General features: G+C 66.1%; 12 protein-coding genes. 5 read left to right on the top strand and 7 right to left on the bottom strand.

What is annotated here, in order from left to right; translation table 11 throughout:
- Nucleotides 1-25: 25 nt before the first annotated feature.
- The 3 genes from putP to NF616_RS15290 all read right to left on the bottom strand — a co-directional run bounded on the left by putP (nucleotide 26) and on the right by NF616_RS15290 (nucleotide 4,701).
- Nucleotides 26-1,516 carry a sodium/proline symporter PutP gene (putP, locus tag NF616_RS15300; protein WP_252274144.1) on the bottom strand — a complete coding sequence of 497 codons (1,491 nt, stop codon included), beginning with the start codon at nucleotides 1,514-1,516 and terminating at the stop codon, nucleotides 26-28.
- Between the two features lie 382 nt (nucleotides 1,517-1,898).
- Entirely contained in the window at nucleotides 1,899-3,860 is a 1,962-nt protein-coding gene (locus NF616_RS15295) for a CHASE3 domain-containing protein (protein WP_252274143.1), read from the bottom strand.
- A gap of 148 nt (nucleotides 3,861-4,008) precedes the next feature.
- Nucleotides 4,009-4,701: an NUDIX domain-containing protein gene (locus NF616_RS15290; RefSeq protein WP_252274142.1), complete on the bottom strand. Its 693-nt coding sequence runs from the start codon at nucleotides 4,699-4,701 to the stop codon at nucleotides 4,009-4,011.
- Between the two features lie 100 nt (nucleotides 4,702-4,801).
- Between NF616_RS15290 and NF616_RS15285 the strand changes: the two genes are divergently transcribed.
- From NF616_RS15285 to nadE, 3 genes are read left to right on the top strand one after another with little or no spacing between them, the layout of a single operon-like run.
- Nucleotides 4,802-5,479, top strand: coding sequence for a nicotinamidase (locus NF616_RS15285; protein WP_434091890.1), 678 nt, complete (start codon nucleotides 4,802-4,804; stop codon nucleotides 5,477-5,479).
- Between the two features lies 1 nt (nucleotide 5,480).
- Nucleotides 5,481-6,674 (top strand): nicotinate phosphoribosyltransferase, encoded by a 1,194-nt coding sequence (gene pncB, locus NF616_RS15280; RefSeq protein WP_252274140.1) that lies wholly within the window; start codon nucleotides 5,481-5,483, stop codon nucleotides 6,672-6,674.
- Nucleotides 6,675-6,684: 10 nt separating this feature from the next.
- Nucleotides 6,685-7,512 (top strand): NAD(+) synthase, encoded by an 828-nt coding sequence (nadE, locus tag NF616_RS15275; RefSeq protein WP_252274139.1) that lies wholly within the window; start codon nucleotides 6,685-6,687, stop codon nucleotides 7,510-7,512.
- Here nadE and NF616_RS15270 read toward each other — a convergent pair whose 3' ends face one another.
- From NF616_RS15270 to dcd, 3 genes are all read right to left on the bottom strand, one after another.
- Nucleotides 7,513-7,692 carry a hypothetical protein gene (locus NF616_RS15270; RefSeq protein ID WP_252274138.1) on the bottom strand — a complete coding sequence of 60 codons (180 nt, stop codon included), beginning with the start codon at nucleotides 7,690-7,692 and terminating at the stop codon, nucleotides 7,513-7,515.
- Between the two features lie 63 nt (nucleotides 7,693-7,755).
- On the bottom strand, nucleotides 7,756-8,295 hold the full coding sequence (locus NF616_RS15265) for a hypothetical protein (RefSeq protein WP_252274137.1): 540 nt from the start codon (nucleotides 8,293-8,295) through the stop codon (nucleotides 7,756-7,758).
- A 69-nt stretch (nucleotides 8,296-8,364) separates the two neighbouring features.
- Nucleotides 8,365-8,931, bottom strand: coding sequence for a dCTP deaminase (gene dcd, locus NF616_RS15260; protein WP_021699627.1), 567 nt, complete (start codon nucleotides 8,929-8,931; stop codon nucleotides 8,365-8,367).
- Between the two features lie 147 nt (nucleotides 8,932-9,078).
- On the opposite strand from dcd, the gene NF616_RS15255 reads away from it, so the two are divergent.
- Complete coding sequence (locus tag NF616_RS15255; protein ID WP_252274136.1) at nucleotides 9,079-9,573, top strand: rod shape-determining protein; 495 nt, start codon at nucleotides 9,079-9,081, stop codon at nucleotides 9,571-9,573.
- 4 nt (nucleotides 9,574-9,577) lie between these two features.
- On the opposite strand, the gene apbC is transcribed toward NF616_RS15255, so the two are convergent.
- Nucleotides 9,578-10,672, bottom strand: a complete 1,095-nt coding sequence (gene apbC, locus NF616_RS15250; protein WP_252274135.1) for an iron-sulfur cluster carrier protein ApbC — start codon at nucleotides 10,670-10,672, stop codon at nucleotides 9,578-9,580.
- Nucleotides 10,673-10,875: 203 nt separating this feature from the next.
- Between apbC and metG the strand changes: the two genes are divergently transcribed.
- Nucleotides 10,876-12,912: a methionine--tRNA ligase gene (gene metG, locus NF616_RS15245; RefSeq protein ID WP_252274134.1), complete on the top strand. Its 2,037-nt coding sequence runs from the start codon at nucleotides 10,876-10,878 to the stop codon at nucleotides 12,910-12,912.
- The last annotated feature ends 10 nt before the right edge of the window (nucleotides 12,913-12,922 follow it).

Below are 12,922 nucleotides of genomic sequence, written 5' to 3'. Positions count from 1 at the left end.
CGACCGGCCGACCGCGCGTGGGGTATTACAGGTGGGCGTCCTGGTATTCCTGCTCGGCTTCGTCGAAGCGCTTGTTCATGGCGGCGGACGGCGCGTTGCCGATGCGGCTGAACACCACGATGGCCAGGGTGGCGAGGATGAAGCCCGGGATGATTTCGTACAGGCCCAGACCGATCCAGTTCTTCCATACCACCACGGTCACGGCACCGACGATCATGCCGGCCAGGGCGCCGTTGCGGGTCATGCCCTTCCACAGCACGGAGAGGATCACCACCGGACCGAAGGCGGCACCGAAGCCGGCCCAGGCGTAGGACACCAGGCCCAGTACGCGGTTATCCGGGTTGGAGGCCAGGACGATGGCGACGATGGCCACCAGCAGCACCATGGCGCGGCCGACCCAGACCAGTTCTTTCTGGCTGGCGCCCTTGCGCAGGAAGGCCTTGTAGAAGTCCTCGGTCAGAGCACTGGAGCACACCAGCAGCTGGCAGCTGAGGGTGGACATCACGGCGGCCAGGATGGCGGACAGCAGGATGCCGGCGATCCACGGGTTGAACAGGATCTTGGCCAGTTCGATGAACACGCGCTCGGGGTTTTCGCTGACCGGGCCGGCCAGTTCCGGATGGGCGGAGAAGTAGGCGATACCGAAGAAGCCCACAGCCACGGCGCCGCCGAGGCAGAGGATCATCCAGGTCATGGAGATGCGGCGAGCGGCCGGGATCGACTTGACCGAATCGGCAGCCATGAAGCGCGCCAGGATGTGCGGCTGGCCGAAGTAGCCCAGGCCCCAGGCCATCAGCGAGATAACGCCGATGAAGGTGGCGCCCTTGAGCATGTCGAAGTTGGTGGCGTCCTTCAGCTCGATGGCGGCGAAGGTGGTGTCCATGCCGCCGGTGGCGACCATCACCATCACCGGGGTGAGGATCAGGGCGAAGATCATCAGGGTGGCCTGCACGGTGTCGGTCCAGCTCACCGCCAGGAAGCCACCGATGAAGGTGTAGGCGATGGTGGCGGCGGCACCGGCCCACAGAGCGGTCTCGTAGCTCATGCCGAAGGTGCTTTCGAACAGGCGGGCACCGGCGACCACGCCGGAGGCGCAGTAGATGGTGAAGAACACCAGGATCACCAGGGCCGAGAAGATGCGCAGGATGCGGCTGTTGTCTTCGAAGCGGTTGGTGAAGTAGTCCGGCAGGGTCAGGGCATTGCCGTTGTGCTCGGTCTGCACGCGCAGGCGGCCGGCGACGAACAGCCAGTTGAGGTAGGCACCGACCACCAGGCCGATGGCGATCCAGCTCTCGGAGATGCCGGCGACGAAGATCGCGCCCGGCAGGCCCATCAGCAGCCAGCCGCTCATGTCGGAGGCGCCAGCGGACAGCGCGGTGACGAAGCTGCCGATGCTGCGGCCACCGAGGATGTAGTCGGACAGGTTCTTGGTACGCAGATAGGCGACGAGGCCGATCAGGACCATCGCGGCGATATACACCACGAAGGTGATCAGCATGGGGGTGCTAGCTGTCATGGGAGGATGCCCTCTCGCTTGTTGTTATGCGCCGCGACGGGTCGTCCGCGGCAGGGTTGGCAAACGCATCCGCTCGTAACGGACGCTGTGTTGTCCCGATCGTTGAACCGGGGTACTAGGTGGACGCCCGCTGCCGGCGCCGCATCACCGTTTCCCTCCCGGAAACGCCGACGGGGCACGCACAGCGCACCCCGCCAGAATGTCGAACGCTGCTCGGCGTGACTTCTACCATTGGTTTAGCCCATTGTCCGGGTGACACAAGCGACGACACGCGCCTGCCACCGAAGCGGGATGCAGGACTCTAGTGACAGGTGCATGACCGCTTCTTGCGAAAAGCTCCGGAGTTTTTGCGAAAAACTCCGGAGCCCGCGGCGGCTCGCGCTCAGATCTGGAAGCGCGCCAGCATGTCCTTCATCTTCTGCCCGAGCCGCTGCAGGCCCTGGGCCGCCGCCTCGGCCTGCTTGGAACTGGACATGTTCTGCGCGCTGGCCTCGCGGATGCTCTCCATGGCCTGCACCAGCTGGTCCATGCCGGCCAGCTGCTGTTGGGCGGAGACGGCGATCTCGGCCACCGCCTGGGCGCCCTCGTCGATGCTCAGCGACAGCAGGCGGATGGCCTCGCCGGCCTGGCCGGACTGCTTGACCCCCTCGCTCACCGCCCGGCTGCCCTGCTCCGCGGCCAGCACGGTGCTACTGGTGGCACGCTGAATCTCGCCGAGAATGCCGCGCACCTGCACGGTGGCCTGCTTGGATTGCTCGGCCAGGCTCTTGACCTCCTGCGCCACCACCGAGAAGCCCTTGCCCTGCTCGCCGGCCTTGGCCGCCTCGATGGAGGCGTTGACCGCCAGCAGGTTGGACTGCTCGGCCAGGTCGTTGACCGTGGCGATGATCTCGCCGATGGTCTGCACCTGCTCGGCCAGGCGGGTGATGTTCTCGCCGACCAGCTCCATCTGCTGGTGGATGCGCCGCATGCCCTCGCTCACCTCGTCCACCGCCCGGCGACCGTCCTGGGAGACCTGGATCGAGCGCTGCGCGGTCTGCGACACCGACAGCGCGCGCTGGCTGGAGAGCATCGCCGTCTGCTTGATCTCCTCCACCGTGGTACTGGTCTCGCTGATCGCGGTGGCCGTCTCCGCCGTGCCTGCGGCGATCTGGTAGGACCCGGCGGCGATCTCGCTGGCCGAGTCGGTGAGCACCTCGATGCCGCTGCGGATGTCGCCGTTGATCTGGCGCAGGTCGACCAGCATCTGCGCGAAGGCATTGCCGAGCAGGTCGCCGGACGACTGCGGTTGCACCTCGATGGTCAGGTTGCCGGCGGCGATCTGCCGGGCCGACTCGGCCATCTGCCGCAGGGACTGGAGCATGCGTGAAAAGGCCTGGCCGAACTGGTCGCCGGGCGACTGCGGCTGCACATCGACCGCCAGGTTGCCGGCGGCGATCTGCCGGGCCGACTCGGCGACGTGACGCAGGGCCTGAATCATGGCGGCGAAGGCCTGGCCGAACTGATCGTCCTGTGACTGCGGTTGCACCTCGATGGCCAGGTTGCCGGCGGCGATCTGCCGGGCCGACTCCGCGGTCTGGCGCAACGAGCGCAGCATGCGCTCGATGGAGCCCTGCAGCAGGCCGATCTCGTCGGAGCGCGGGCGTGCCGCCAGCTCCACTGCCAGGTTGCCGGCGCTGACCTTGTCCGCCACCTCGCTGACCGCACGCAGTGGGCGGCCGATGTGCTGGGTAAGGAACAGTGCCGCCACCACTACGATCAGCACCGAGAGCCCCAGACCGATCAGGATCGCCTGCTGCGCGCCATTAGCGCTGACCGCCGCCGCCGTGTCGCGGATTGCCTGCAGTCGGCGCTCCTCGTCACTCATCTCGCTGACCAGCGCACGGATTTCGCGCATCACCTCCATGCCCTGGTCGGTCAGCACCTGCCGACGGGCGACCTCGAAGCCCTGGGTGCGGTGCAGCTCGATGGTGCTGGCCAGCGCTTGGACGCGCTGGGTCAGCAATGGCTCCAGGCGATCCAGGCGGCGTTGCTGGTCGGGGTTGTCATCGACCAGTTGGCGCAGCGCCTGCATCTCTTGGGCGATGCGCTCGCGGGCCGCGGTATAAGGCGCCAGGTATCGGTCGGCGCCGGTGATCAGGTAGCCCCGTTGCCCCGTCTCGGCATCCTGGACCGAGGCCAGCAGGCGGCTCAGCTGAGCCAGTACCTCATGGGTATGCGCGACCCAGCGGGCGGTCTCCTGCATGTTGAGCGTATTGCGGTAGGAAATGCCGCCGATGACGACGATGACCAGCAGAATGGCGCAGAAGCTGCCCCACAGCTTCGCCCCGATGGATAACCTCATTGTCAGCCTCCCAGGCTCTTTATCGTTCCCCGCCTTCAGTGATAGCTCAGAATCACCGATTTGGCCCTGGCCGCCGCGCCGCGATGGCGGCGGAGGCCCTTCCGCGTTCCGACCGGAACACGCGGCGAAGGTGCGGGGAAGATGTCGCTCAGGACAGCACGCTGCGGTCGAAGACGAAGCCGCCGCGCTGCTGCGGACGATGCTCCAGCAGGGCCTGCGGTCGGCCCATGCGCGGCTGGTTCTTGTCGCCGGTGTCGAGCACCCAGCCGTGCTGCTTCATCTTCTCCAGCCGGCCGCGCAGGGTGGTGTGCTGCACCGCCTGGCCAAGGCTGGCCTGGAACGCCGCCAGCGCCTCGGTGACGGTGAAGCGCGGCGCCAACAGATACAGCGGCAGCGACGTGTAGACCGCCTTGCCGGCCAGGCGCTCGGCGGCCTGGGCCACCAGCTGGGCATGATCGAACGGCAGCGCCTGACGCCCCTGCAGCACCTCGGCCAGGGCGACGAAACGCAGGTCGTCGTGCTGCAGCGCGATGTCCGGCGCGAGCAGCGCCAGGTAGACGGTCGACAGCGACCAGCCGCGCGGATCGCGATCCGCGTTGCCTACGGTGGTTACCTGTTCCAGATGGGCCGGCGCGATGCGCGCCTTGTCCTGCAAGGCGCGCTCGGCCGCGGCATCCAAACTGGCGTCGGCGCTGCGCCCGTTGACCAGCACACCGGGCAATGCCCATTCACCGGCGAACGGCGCCTGGGCCCGGCGGATCAGAAGCAGCTGCAGTTCGCCCTCCTCGCCCAGGCGCAGCGCCACGATATCCACGCCGGCCAGCACTTCCGCGGATGCCATACCTTCTTCCTCGTATTCTTCCGACTTATTTCATCTTGACGAATAACTCACAGAATTTCATCCGCTCTGGCAAAAAGCGCTTGCCAACTTATTTCATCAGATGGAATATGTAACCACTTATACGGCAACGAGGAATGCCCAGATGAAAATCGCCAGCTTCGACGTCGACGCGCAGAAGGGTTTCACGCCCCTGTGCCCGGACGAGCTGCCGGTGCCCGGCGGCGATGCCATCGCCCCGGCGCTCAATCAACTGGCCGCTCGCGCCAGCCTGCGCCTGGGCAGCAAGGATGCGCACAGCCCGCAGGCCGCCTGGGTGGCGCCGAGCCACGCGGAGATGCTCAAGCCCTTGCCGCTGGCCAATGCCGATCTGTCCTGGGTCAGCCACTGCGTGCCGGGCACGCCGGGCTTCGAGCTGCTCGACGAGTTGCCCGCCCCGCTGGACTACGACTACTTCGTGTGGAAAGGCGTCGAACCGGACCTGCACCCCTACGGCGCCTGCTACCACGACCTGGGCGAGAAGCGCAGCACGGGCGCGATCGAGTTCCTGCGGCAGAATGCGGTCGAACGCGTACTGGTCGGCGGCCTGGCCCTCGACTACTGCGTCAAGACCACCGCCCTGCAACTGCGCCGCGCCGGCTTCGCCGTCGGCGTGTACCTGCCGGCCTGCCGGGCCATCGCCGAAGATACGGCCAACGCCGCCTGCGCCGAGATGCGCGCCGCCGGCATCGAACTCTATGCCAGCCTCGACGAGCTGGACGCCGCGCTGGGAGACCACTGAGATGACCGAGAGCGTATTCGCCGAGCGCATCGTGCAGAACCTGCTCGACACCGACTTCTACAAGCTGACCATGATGCAGGCGGTGCTGCACAACTACCCCAACGCCGAAGTGGAGTGGGAGTTCCGCTGCCGCAACAGCGAGGATCTGACGCCCTACCTGGCCGAGATTCGCTACCAGATCGAGCGCCTGGCGGAGCTGGAGGCCACGGCCGATCAGTTGGCCTTCCTCGAGCGCATCCCGTTCATGAAGCCGGACTTCATCCGCTTCCTCGGCCTGTTCCGCTTCAACCCGCGCCACGTGCAGACCGGCATCGAGGATGGTCAGCTGTGCATCCGCCTGCGCGGCCCCTGGCTGCACGTGATCCTCTACGAGATCCCGCTGCTGGCGATCATCAGCGAGGTGCGCAACCGCTATCGCTACCGCGAAGTGCTGCTGGAGCAGGCCAGCGAGCGTCTGTACGAGAAGTTCGACTGGCTCAAGCGCGAGGCCTCGGCCGATGAGCTGGACGGTTTCCAGGTCGCCGACTTCGGCACCCGCCGGCGCTTCTCCTTCCGGGTGCAGGAGCAGATGGTGAAGATCATGAAGCGCGACTTCCCCGGGCGCTTCGTCGGCACCAGCAACGTGCACCTGGCCCGTGAGCTGGACCTCAAGCCGCTCGGCACCATGGCCCACGAATGGCTGATGGCCCACCAGCAGCTCGGCCCGCGCCTGATCGACAGCCAGAGCGCCGCGCTGGACTGCTGGGTCCGCGAGTACCGCGGTCTGCTCGGCATCGCCCTGACCGACTGCATCACCATGGATGCCTTTCTGCGCGACTTCGATCTGTACTTCGCCAAGCTGTTCGACGGCCTGCGCCACGACTCCGGCGACCCGTTGCAGTGGGCGGAAAAAGCCATCGCGCATTACGAGAAACTCGGCATCGACCCCATGAGCAAGACCCTGGTGTTCTCCGACGGCCTCGACTTCGAAAAGTCGCTGCAGCTCTACCGTGCACTTCACGGTCGTATCCACGTAAGCTTCGGCGTCGGCACCAAGCTGACCTGCGACATTCCGGGCGTCGAGCCGATGAACATCGTGATCAAGATGACCGCCTGCAACGGCCAGCCCGTCGCCAAGATTTCCGACACACCAGGCAAGACCCAGTGCCGCGACGAGAATTTCGTCAGCTACCTGAAACATGTTTTCCGCGTATGAGGACCCAGCCATGAGCAACCGCCAAGCCGAAATCGCCGCCGCCCTGGACGTGGTGCCGCCCTTCGCCGACGAAGCCGCCCTGGTGGCGGAGATCGAGCGACGCAAGGGCTTCATCAAGAACTGCCTGAAGAATTCGGGCCTGAAGGTGCTGGTGCTGGGCATCAGCGGCGGCGTCGACTCCACCACCGCCGGGCGCCTGGCCCAGGTGTCCGTGGACGAACTGCGCGCCGAGACCGGCGACGACGGCTACCGCTTCATCGCCGTGCGTCTGCCGCACGGTACCCAGCATGACGAGAAGGACGCCCAGGATTCGCTGAAATTCGTCGCGGCCGACGAGAACGCCACGGTCAACATTGCCGACAGCGTCCGCGGCCTGGGCCAGCAGGTCGAACACATGCAGCAGCTGTCAGACGCGCGCCGCGACTTCGTCAACGGCAACGTCAAGGCACGCATCCGCATGGTTGCCCAGTTCACCATCGCCAACGCCACCAACGGCCTGGTGATCGGCACGGATCACGCCGCAGAGGCGGTGATGGGCTTCTTCACCAAGTTCGGCGACGGCGCCTGCGATCTCGCCCCGCTGTCCGGCCTGGTGAAGAATCAGGTGCGTGCCATCGCCAAGCACCTCGGCGCGCCACAGCATCTGGTGATGAAGACCCCGACCGCCGACCTGGAAGAACTGCGCCCGGGCAAGCCGGACGAAGAGGCTCATGGCGTGAGCTACGCCGAAATCGACGCCTTCCTGCACGGCGAAAAGGTCAGCGACGCGGCCTACGCCACCATCGTGCGCACCTACGACAACACGCGCCACAAGCGCGAGCTGCCGCTGGTGCCCTGATCAGAGCCAGGCCACCGGTGCGGGCGGCGGCTGATCGGGAATGGTCGGCTCGCCCGGTACCGGCGGCAGGTCCGGCTTGCCCGGCTGATCCGGTACATCCGGATCGGGCTGGCCGGGAATGGTGCCATTGAGCCAACGATCCTGCGGCCCCGGCGATAGATGAATCGCTGTCCTGTACATGGTTGTGCCCTCCACGGCGAACTCTGAAGGTAGAGTTCGCCCGCGTGGAAGAATTCACAGGATTTAACCGCCGTACAGCACGCTGATCGACACCAGCACCTGCTGCCCGGCATCGTCGCCGGCACTGTAGTCGGGCGCAGCGCCATACCCCAGCCACAGCTGCCTGCCATTCTTCATGCGCAGGTCGGAGCGCTCGTCGCCATCGCCCTCCAGGCCTGCGAGCACGCGGCTCGCCTCCTCGCGTGATATCCCCAGGCGCAAGTACCGGTCGACCACGAAACCCTCCGGCTTGCCCTCGCGCTCCACGTCCTGCAGCCAGCCGAGAAAAAGCTCATCGGTGAACTGTGGTACGAGCCAGCAACGCACCTCGCGCAAGCGCTCGCCCTCGAACACCAGCAGCAGTGAATTGCCGTACAGCAATCCGCTTCGCCCTTGGCGTAACGGCAGCTCCACGGTGGGCGGGCCCAGCCGTTCGATAAAGGCGGAGGGTGGGGCATCCGGCATCAGGCCCAACACGTCGCCATCGGTGAATACCTGCAGCTCGGCCAGTGCCGGGCCGGAACCCAGCATCAGCAGCAGGACCAGCGCCTTCAGCCACTTCATCACACGCACCTCCTTGTCTCGCGGGCAGAAAAAAGCCGGGCGATGCCCGGCTCTTTGAACTGGCTCAGATCAGGCCTTCGGCAGCGTCACGCCGGTCTGGCCCTGGTACTTGCCGCCGCGGTCGGCGTAGGACACTTCGCAGGCCTCGTCGGACTGCAGGAACAGCATCTGCGCCACGCCTTCGTGGGCGTAGATCTTCGCCGGCAGGTTGGTGGTGTTGGAGAACTCCAGGGTCACGTGACCTTCCCACTCCGGCTCCAGCGGGGTGACGTTGACGATGATGCCGCAGCGGGCATAGGTGCTCTTGCCCAGGCAGATGGTCAGCACGTCGCGCGGGATGCGGAAGTACTCGACGGTGCGAGCCAGGGCGAAGGAGTTCGGCGGGATGATGCAGACGTCGCTGTTGATGTCGACGAAGCTCTTCTCGTCGAAATTCTTCGGGTCGACCACCGCCGAGTGGATATTGGTGAATACCTTGAATTCGGCGGCGCAGCGTACGTCGTAGCCGTAGCTGGAGACGCCGTAGGAGATTACCCGGCTGTCGTCTGCACCGCGAATCTGGCGCTCGACGAAGGGCTCGATCATCCCGTGTTCCTGGGCCATGCGGCGAATCCACTTGTCCGATTTGATGCTCATGGCGGGCGTCCTGAAGCTGTTGGCTGAAAAATGATCGCGCATCTTACCGGGGGCCAGGGCACCGAGCCAAGGGGCGTCGGGCAGGTCGACGGCGTGACGCGCCGCCGCTAGGCTGGGCGTCTTTTATCGCCTGGAACGGATACCGGCATGCTCGACCAGTTCACTCCCCTGCTCTATCTCAAGCTCAGATCGGACAGCATCAGCGGCCTGCACCTGCCATCCGGCAGGCCTTTCGACGAACCGCCCGTCCTGGCCCTGCAGACCCTCAAGGGTAAGCGCGAGGCCATCGCTGTCGGCCACGCGGCGGCCAAGTTACGGGGACAAGCCCACATTGAAGTGGCCAATGGTTTCGAGCACCCGCGCTCGCTGCTGGCCGACTTCGCCGTCGCGGAGAAAACACTCCAGCTGCTGTTCCGCCAGCTACCGCCGAAGTCGCTGTTGAAGCTGGCGCCCAGAGTCATTCTGCACCCGCTGGAGCATCTGCAAGGCGGCCTGACACCAGTGGAAATCCGAGGCCTGTACGAACTGTGCCGAGGTGCGGGTGCCAGGCACGTTCAGTTGTGGGTCGGCCGCGAACTCACCACCGAGGAACTGCGCTCGCGGCAGTTCCCCACCGACGGCGGCTCGTTGCTGACGCCCTGAGGCGTCAGTCGTCGCTGACCTCGATGGTCGGCATCGCGCCGCTGCCCAGGCCGCCCTGGGCGATGCGCGCGCCGACGCTGCGGGCCATTTCCTGGTAGATCATGGCGATCTGGCTCTCGGTGTCGGCCACCACGGTCGGCTTGCCGCCGTCGGCCTGCATGCGGATGGCCATGGACAGCGGCAGCGAGGCGAGCAGATCGACGCCGTACTGGGCCGCCAGCTTCTCGCCGCCCCCCTCGCCGAACAGGTGCTCGGCATGGCCGCAGTTGCTGCAGATGTGCACGGCCATGTTCTCCACCACGCCCAGCACCGGGATGTTGACCTTGCGGAACATCTCCACGCCCTTCCTGGCGTCCAGCAGGGCCAGGTCCTGCGGGGTGGTGACGATCACCGCGCCTGCCACCGGCACCTTCTGCGCCAGGGTCAGCTGGATGTCGCCGGTGCCCGGCGGCATGTCGACGATCAGGTAGTCCAGGTCGTCCCAGGCCGTCTGGGTGACCAGCTGCAGCAGCGCGCCGGAGACCATCGGTCCGCGCCACACCACCGGGGTGTTGTCGTCGGTGAGGAAAGCCATGGACATCACCTGCACGCCATGGGCCTCCAGCGGCACGAAGAACTTCTGGTCGCGCACCTTGGGGCGGGTGCCCTCGGCGATGCCGAACATGATGCCCTGGCTGGGGCCGTAGATATCGGCGTCGAGAATGCCGACGCGGGCGCCCTCGCGGGCCAGCGCCAGGGCTAGGTTGGCGGCGGTGGTGGACTTGCCCACGCCGCCCTTGCCGGAGGCCACGGCGATGATGTTCTTTACCCCGGCCAGCGCCGGCACCTGCTCCTGGGCCTTGTGCGGCGCGATGGCCACGTCCACCCGCACCCGCGCCGACTCCACGCCGTCCAGGCCTTCGAGCGCCATCTGCAGCATCTGCGCCCAGCCGTTCCTGAACAGCCCGGCGGCGTAGCCGAGCTCCAGGTGGACGGCGACCTTGCCGCCCTGGATGTCGACCTCGCGCAGGCAACCGGCGGACACCGGGTCCTGGCTCAGATGGGGGTCGGTGAACTGACGCAGACGGGCTTCGACCGCTTCGCGGGTGACGGTGCTCATGGGCAACTCCGAAAGACTGAGCAAAACAGGCGGGCATCTTACCGTAGGCGGGAAAGCCGCCGTAGGCTCATTTCGCCGCAGCCGCGCCGACCGGGGAAACCGACCACGGCATTGCATGCCGCGTCCCGCCGCGCGGGTGAAAAAAAGCCGCCGGACCTATATAGTTGCCGACTTCCCTCGTAACACCCGATGGCCCGATCACCATGTCCGAAGCCCGCAAGATTCTCGTCACCAGCGCCCTGCCCTACGCCAACGGCTCGATCCACCTCGGCCACATGCTCGAGTATCTGCAGACCGACATGTGGGTGCGCTTCCAGAAACTGCGCGGCAACCAGGCCATCTACGTCTGCGCCGACGACGCCCACGGCTCGGCCATCATGCTGCGCGCCGAGAAGGAAGGCATCACGCCGGAACAGCTGATCGACGGCGTGCGCGCCGAGCACATGGCCGACTTCGCCGATTTCCTGATCGAGTTCGACAACTACCACTCGACCCATTCGGACGAGAACCGCGAGCTGTCCTCCTCCATCTACCTGGCGCTGCGCGACAACGGCCACATCGCCACCCGTGCGGTGACCCAGTACTTCGACCCCGAGAAGGGCATGTTCCTCGCCGACCGCTTCATCAAGGGCACCTGCCCGAAATGCGCGGCCGAGGACCAGTACGGCGACAACTGCGAGAAATGCGGCGCCACCTACGAGCCGACCGAGCTGAAGAATCCGCGCTCGGCGATTTCCGGCGCTGTGCCGGTACTCAAGGACTCCAAGCACTTCTTCTTCAAGCTGCCCGACTTCGAGGCCATGCTGAAGACCTGGACCCGCTCCGGCACCCTGCAGGACGCCGTGGCCAACAAGATCGCCGAATGGCTCGATGGCGGCCTGCAGGAGTGGGACATCTCCCGCGACGCGCCGTACTTCGGCTTCGAGATCCCCGATGAGCCGGGCAAGTACTTCTACGTCTGGCTGGATGCGCCGATCGGCTACATGGCCAGCTTCAAGAACCTGTGCAGCAAGCGCCCGGAGCTGGACTTCGACGCCTTCTGGAACAAGGACTCGACCGCCGAGCTGTACCATTTCATCGGCAAGGACATCGTCAACTTCCACGCCCTGTTCTGGCCGGCGATGCTGGAAGGCGCCGGTTACCGCAAGCCGACCGGCGTCAACGTGCACGGCTACCTGACCGTCAACGGCCAGAAGATGTCCAAGTCGCGCGGCACCTTCATCAAGGCGCGCACTTACCTGGACCACCTGAACCCGGAATACCTGCGCTACTACTACGCCTCCAAGCTCAGCCGCGGCGTGGACGACCTCGACCTCAACCTCGAGGACTTCGTGCAGAAGGTCAACTCCGACCTGGTCGGCAAGGTGGTCAACATCGCCAGCCGCTGCGCCGGCTTCATCCACAAGGGCAACGCCGGCGTGCTGGTCAACGCCAATCCCGAGCCGGAGCTGTGGGCCGCCTTCCAGGCCGCCGCGCCGAGCATCGCCGACGCCTATGAGGCGCGCGATTTCGCCCGCGCCATGCGCGAGATCATGGCCCTGGCCGACCGCGCCAATGCCTGGATCGCCGACAAGGCGCCGTGGGCGCTGAACAAGGTCGAAGGCAAGCAGGCCGAGGTGCAGGACATCTGCGCCCTGGGCATCAATCTGTTCCGCCAGCTGGTGATCATGCTCAAGCCGGTGCTGCCGAAGCTGGCTGCCGACGCCGAGGCCTTCCTCAATGTCGCCCCGCTGACCTGGAACGACCTGGCCACCCCGCTGGCCGACCACCAGCTGAACCCGTTCAACCCGCTGCTGACCCGTATCGAACCCGCGAAGATCGAAGCCATGACCGAAGCCTCCAAGGAAGACCTCGCCGCCGAAGCCGCCAAGCCTACCGGCAATGGCGAACTGACCAAGGACCCGCTGGCCGCCGAGATCAACTTCGACGCCTTCGCCGCCGTCGACCTGCGCATCGCCCTGATAGAGAAGTGCGAGTTCGTCGAGGGCGCCGACAAGCTACTGCGCCTGTCGCTGGATATCGGCGACGAAAAGCGCAACGTGTTCTCCGGCATCAAGTCCGCCTACCCGGACCCGAGCAAGCTGGAAGGCCGCCTGACCCTGTACGTGGCCAACCTGGCCCCGCGCAAGATGAAGTTCGGCGTGTCCGAAGGCATGGTCCTGGCCGCCGGCCCGGGCGGCGAGGAAATCTACCTGCTCAGCCCGGACAGCGGCGCCAAGCCAGGCCAGCGCGTCAAGTAAGGCTGGCCTT

Origin of the sequence: Pseudomonas subflava (assembly GCF_023823685.1) — a bacterium.
Taxonomy (GTDB): Bacteria; Pseudomonadota; Gammaproteobacteria; order Pseudomonadales; family Pseudomonadaceae; genus Aquipseudomonas; species Aquipseudomonas subflava.
The sequence above is the reverse complement of the archived record's forward strand: the minus strand, read 5'-3'. Positions and strand labels throughout refer to the sequence as shown.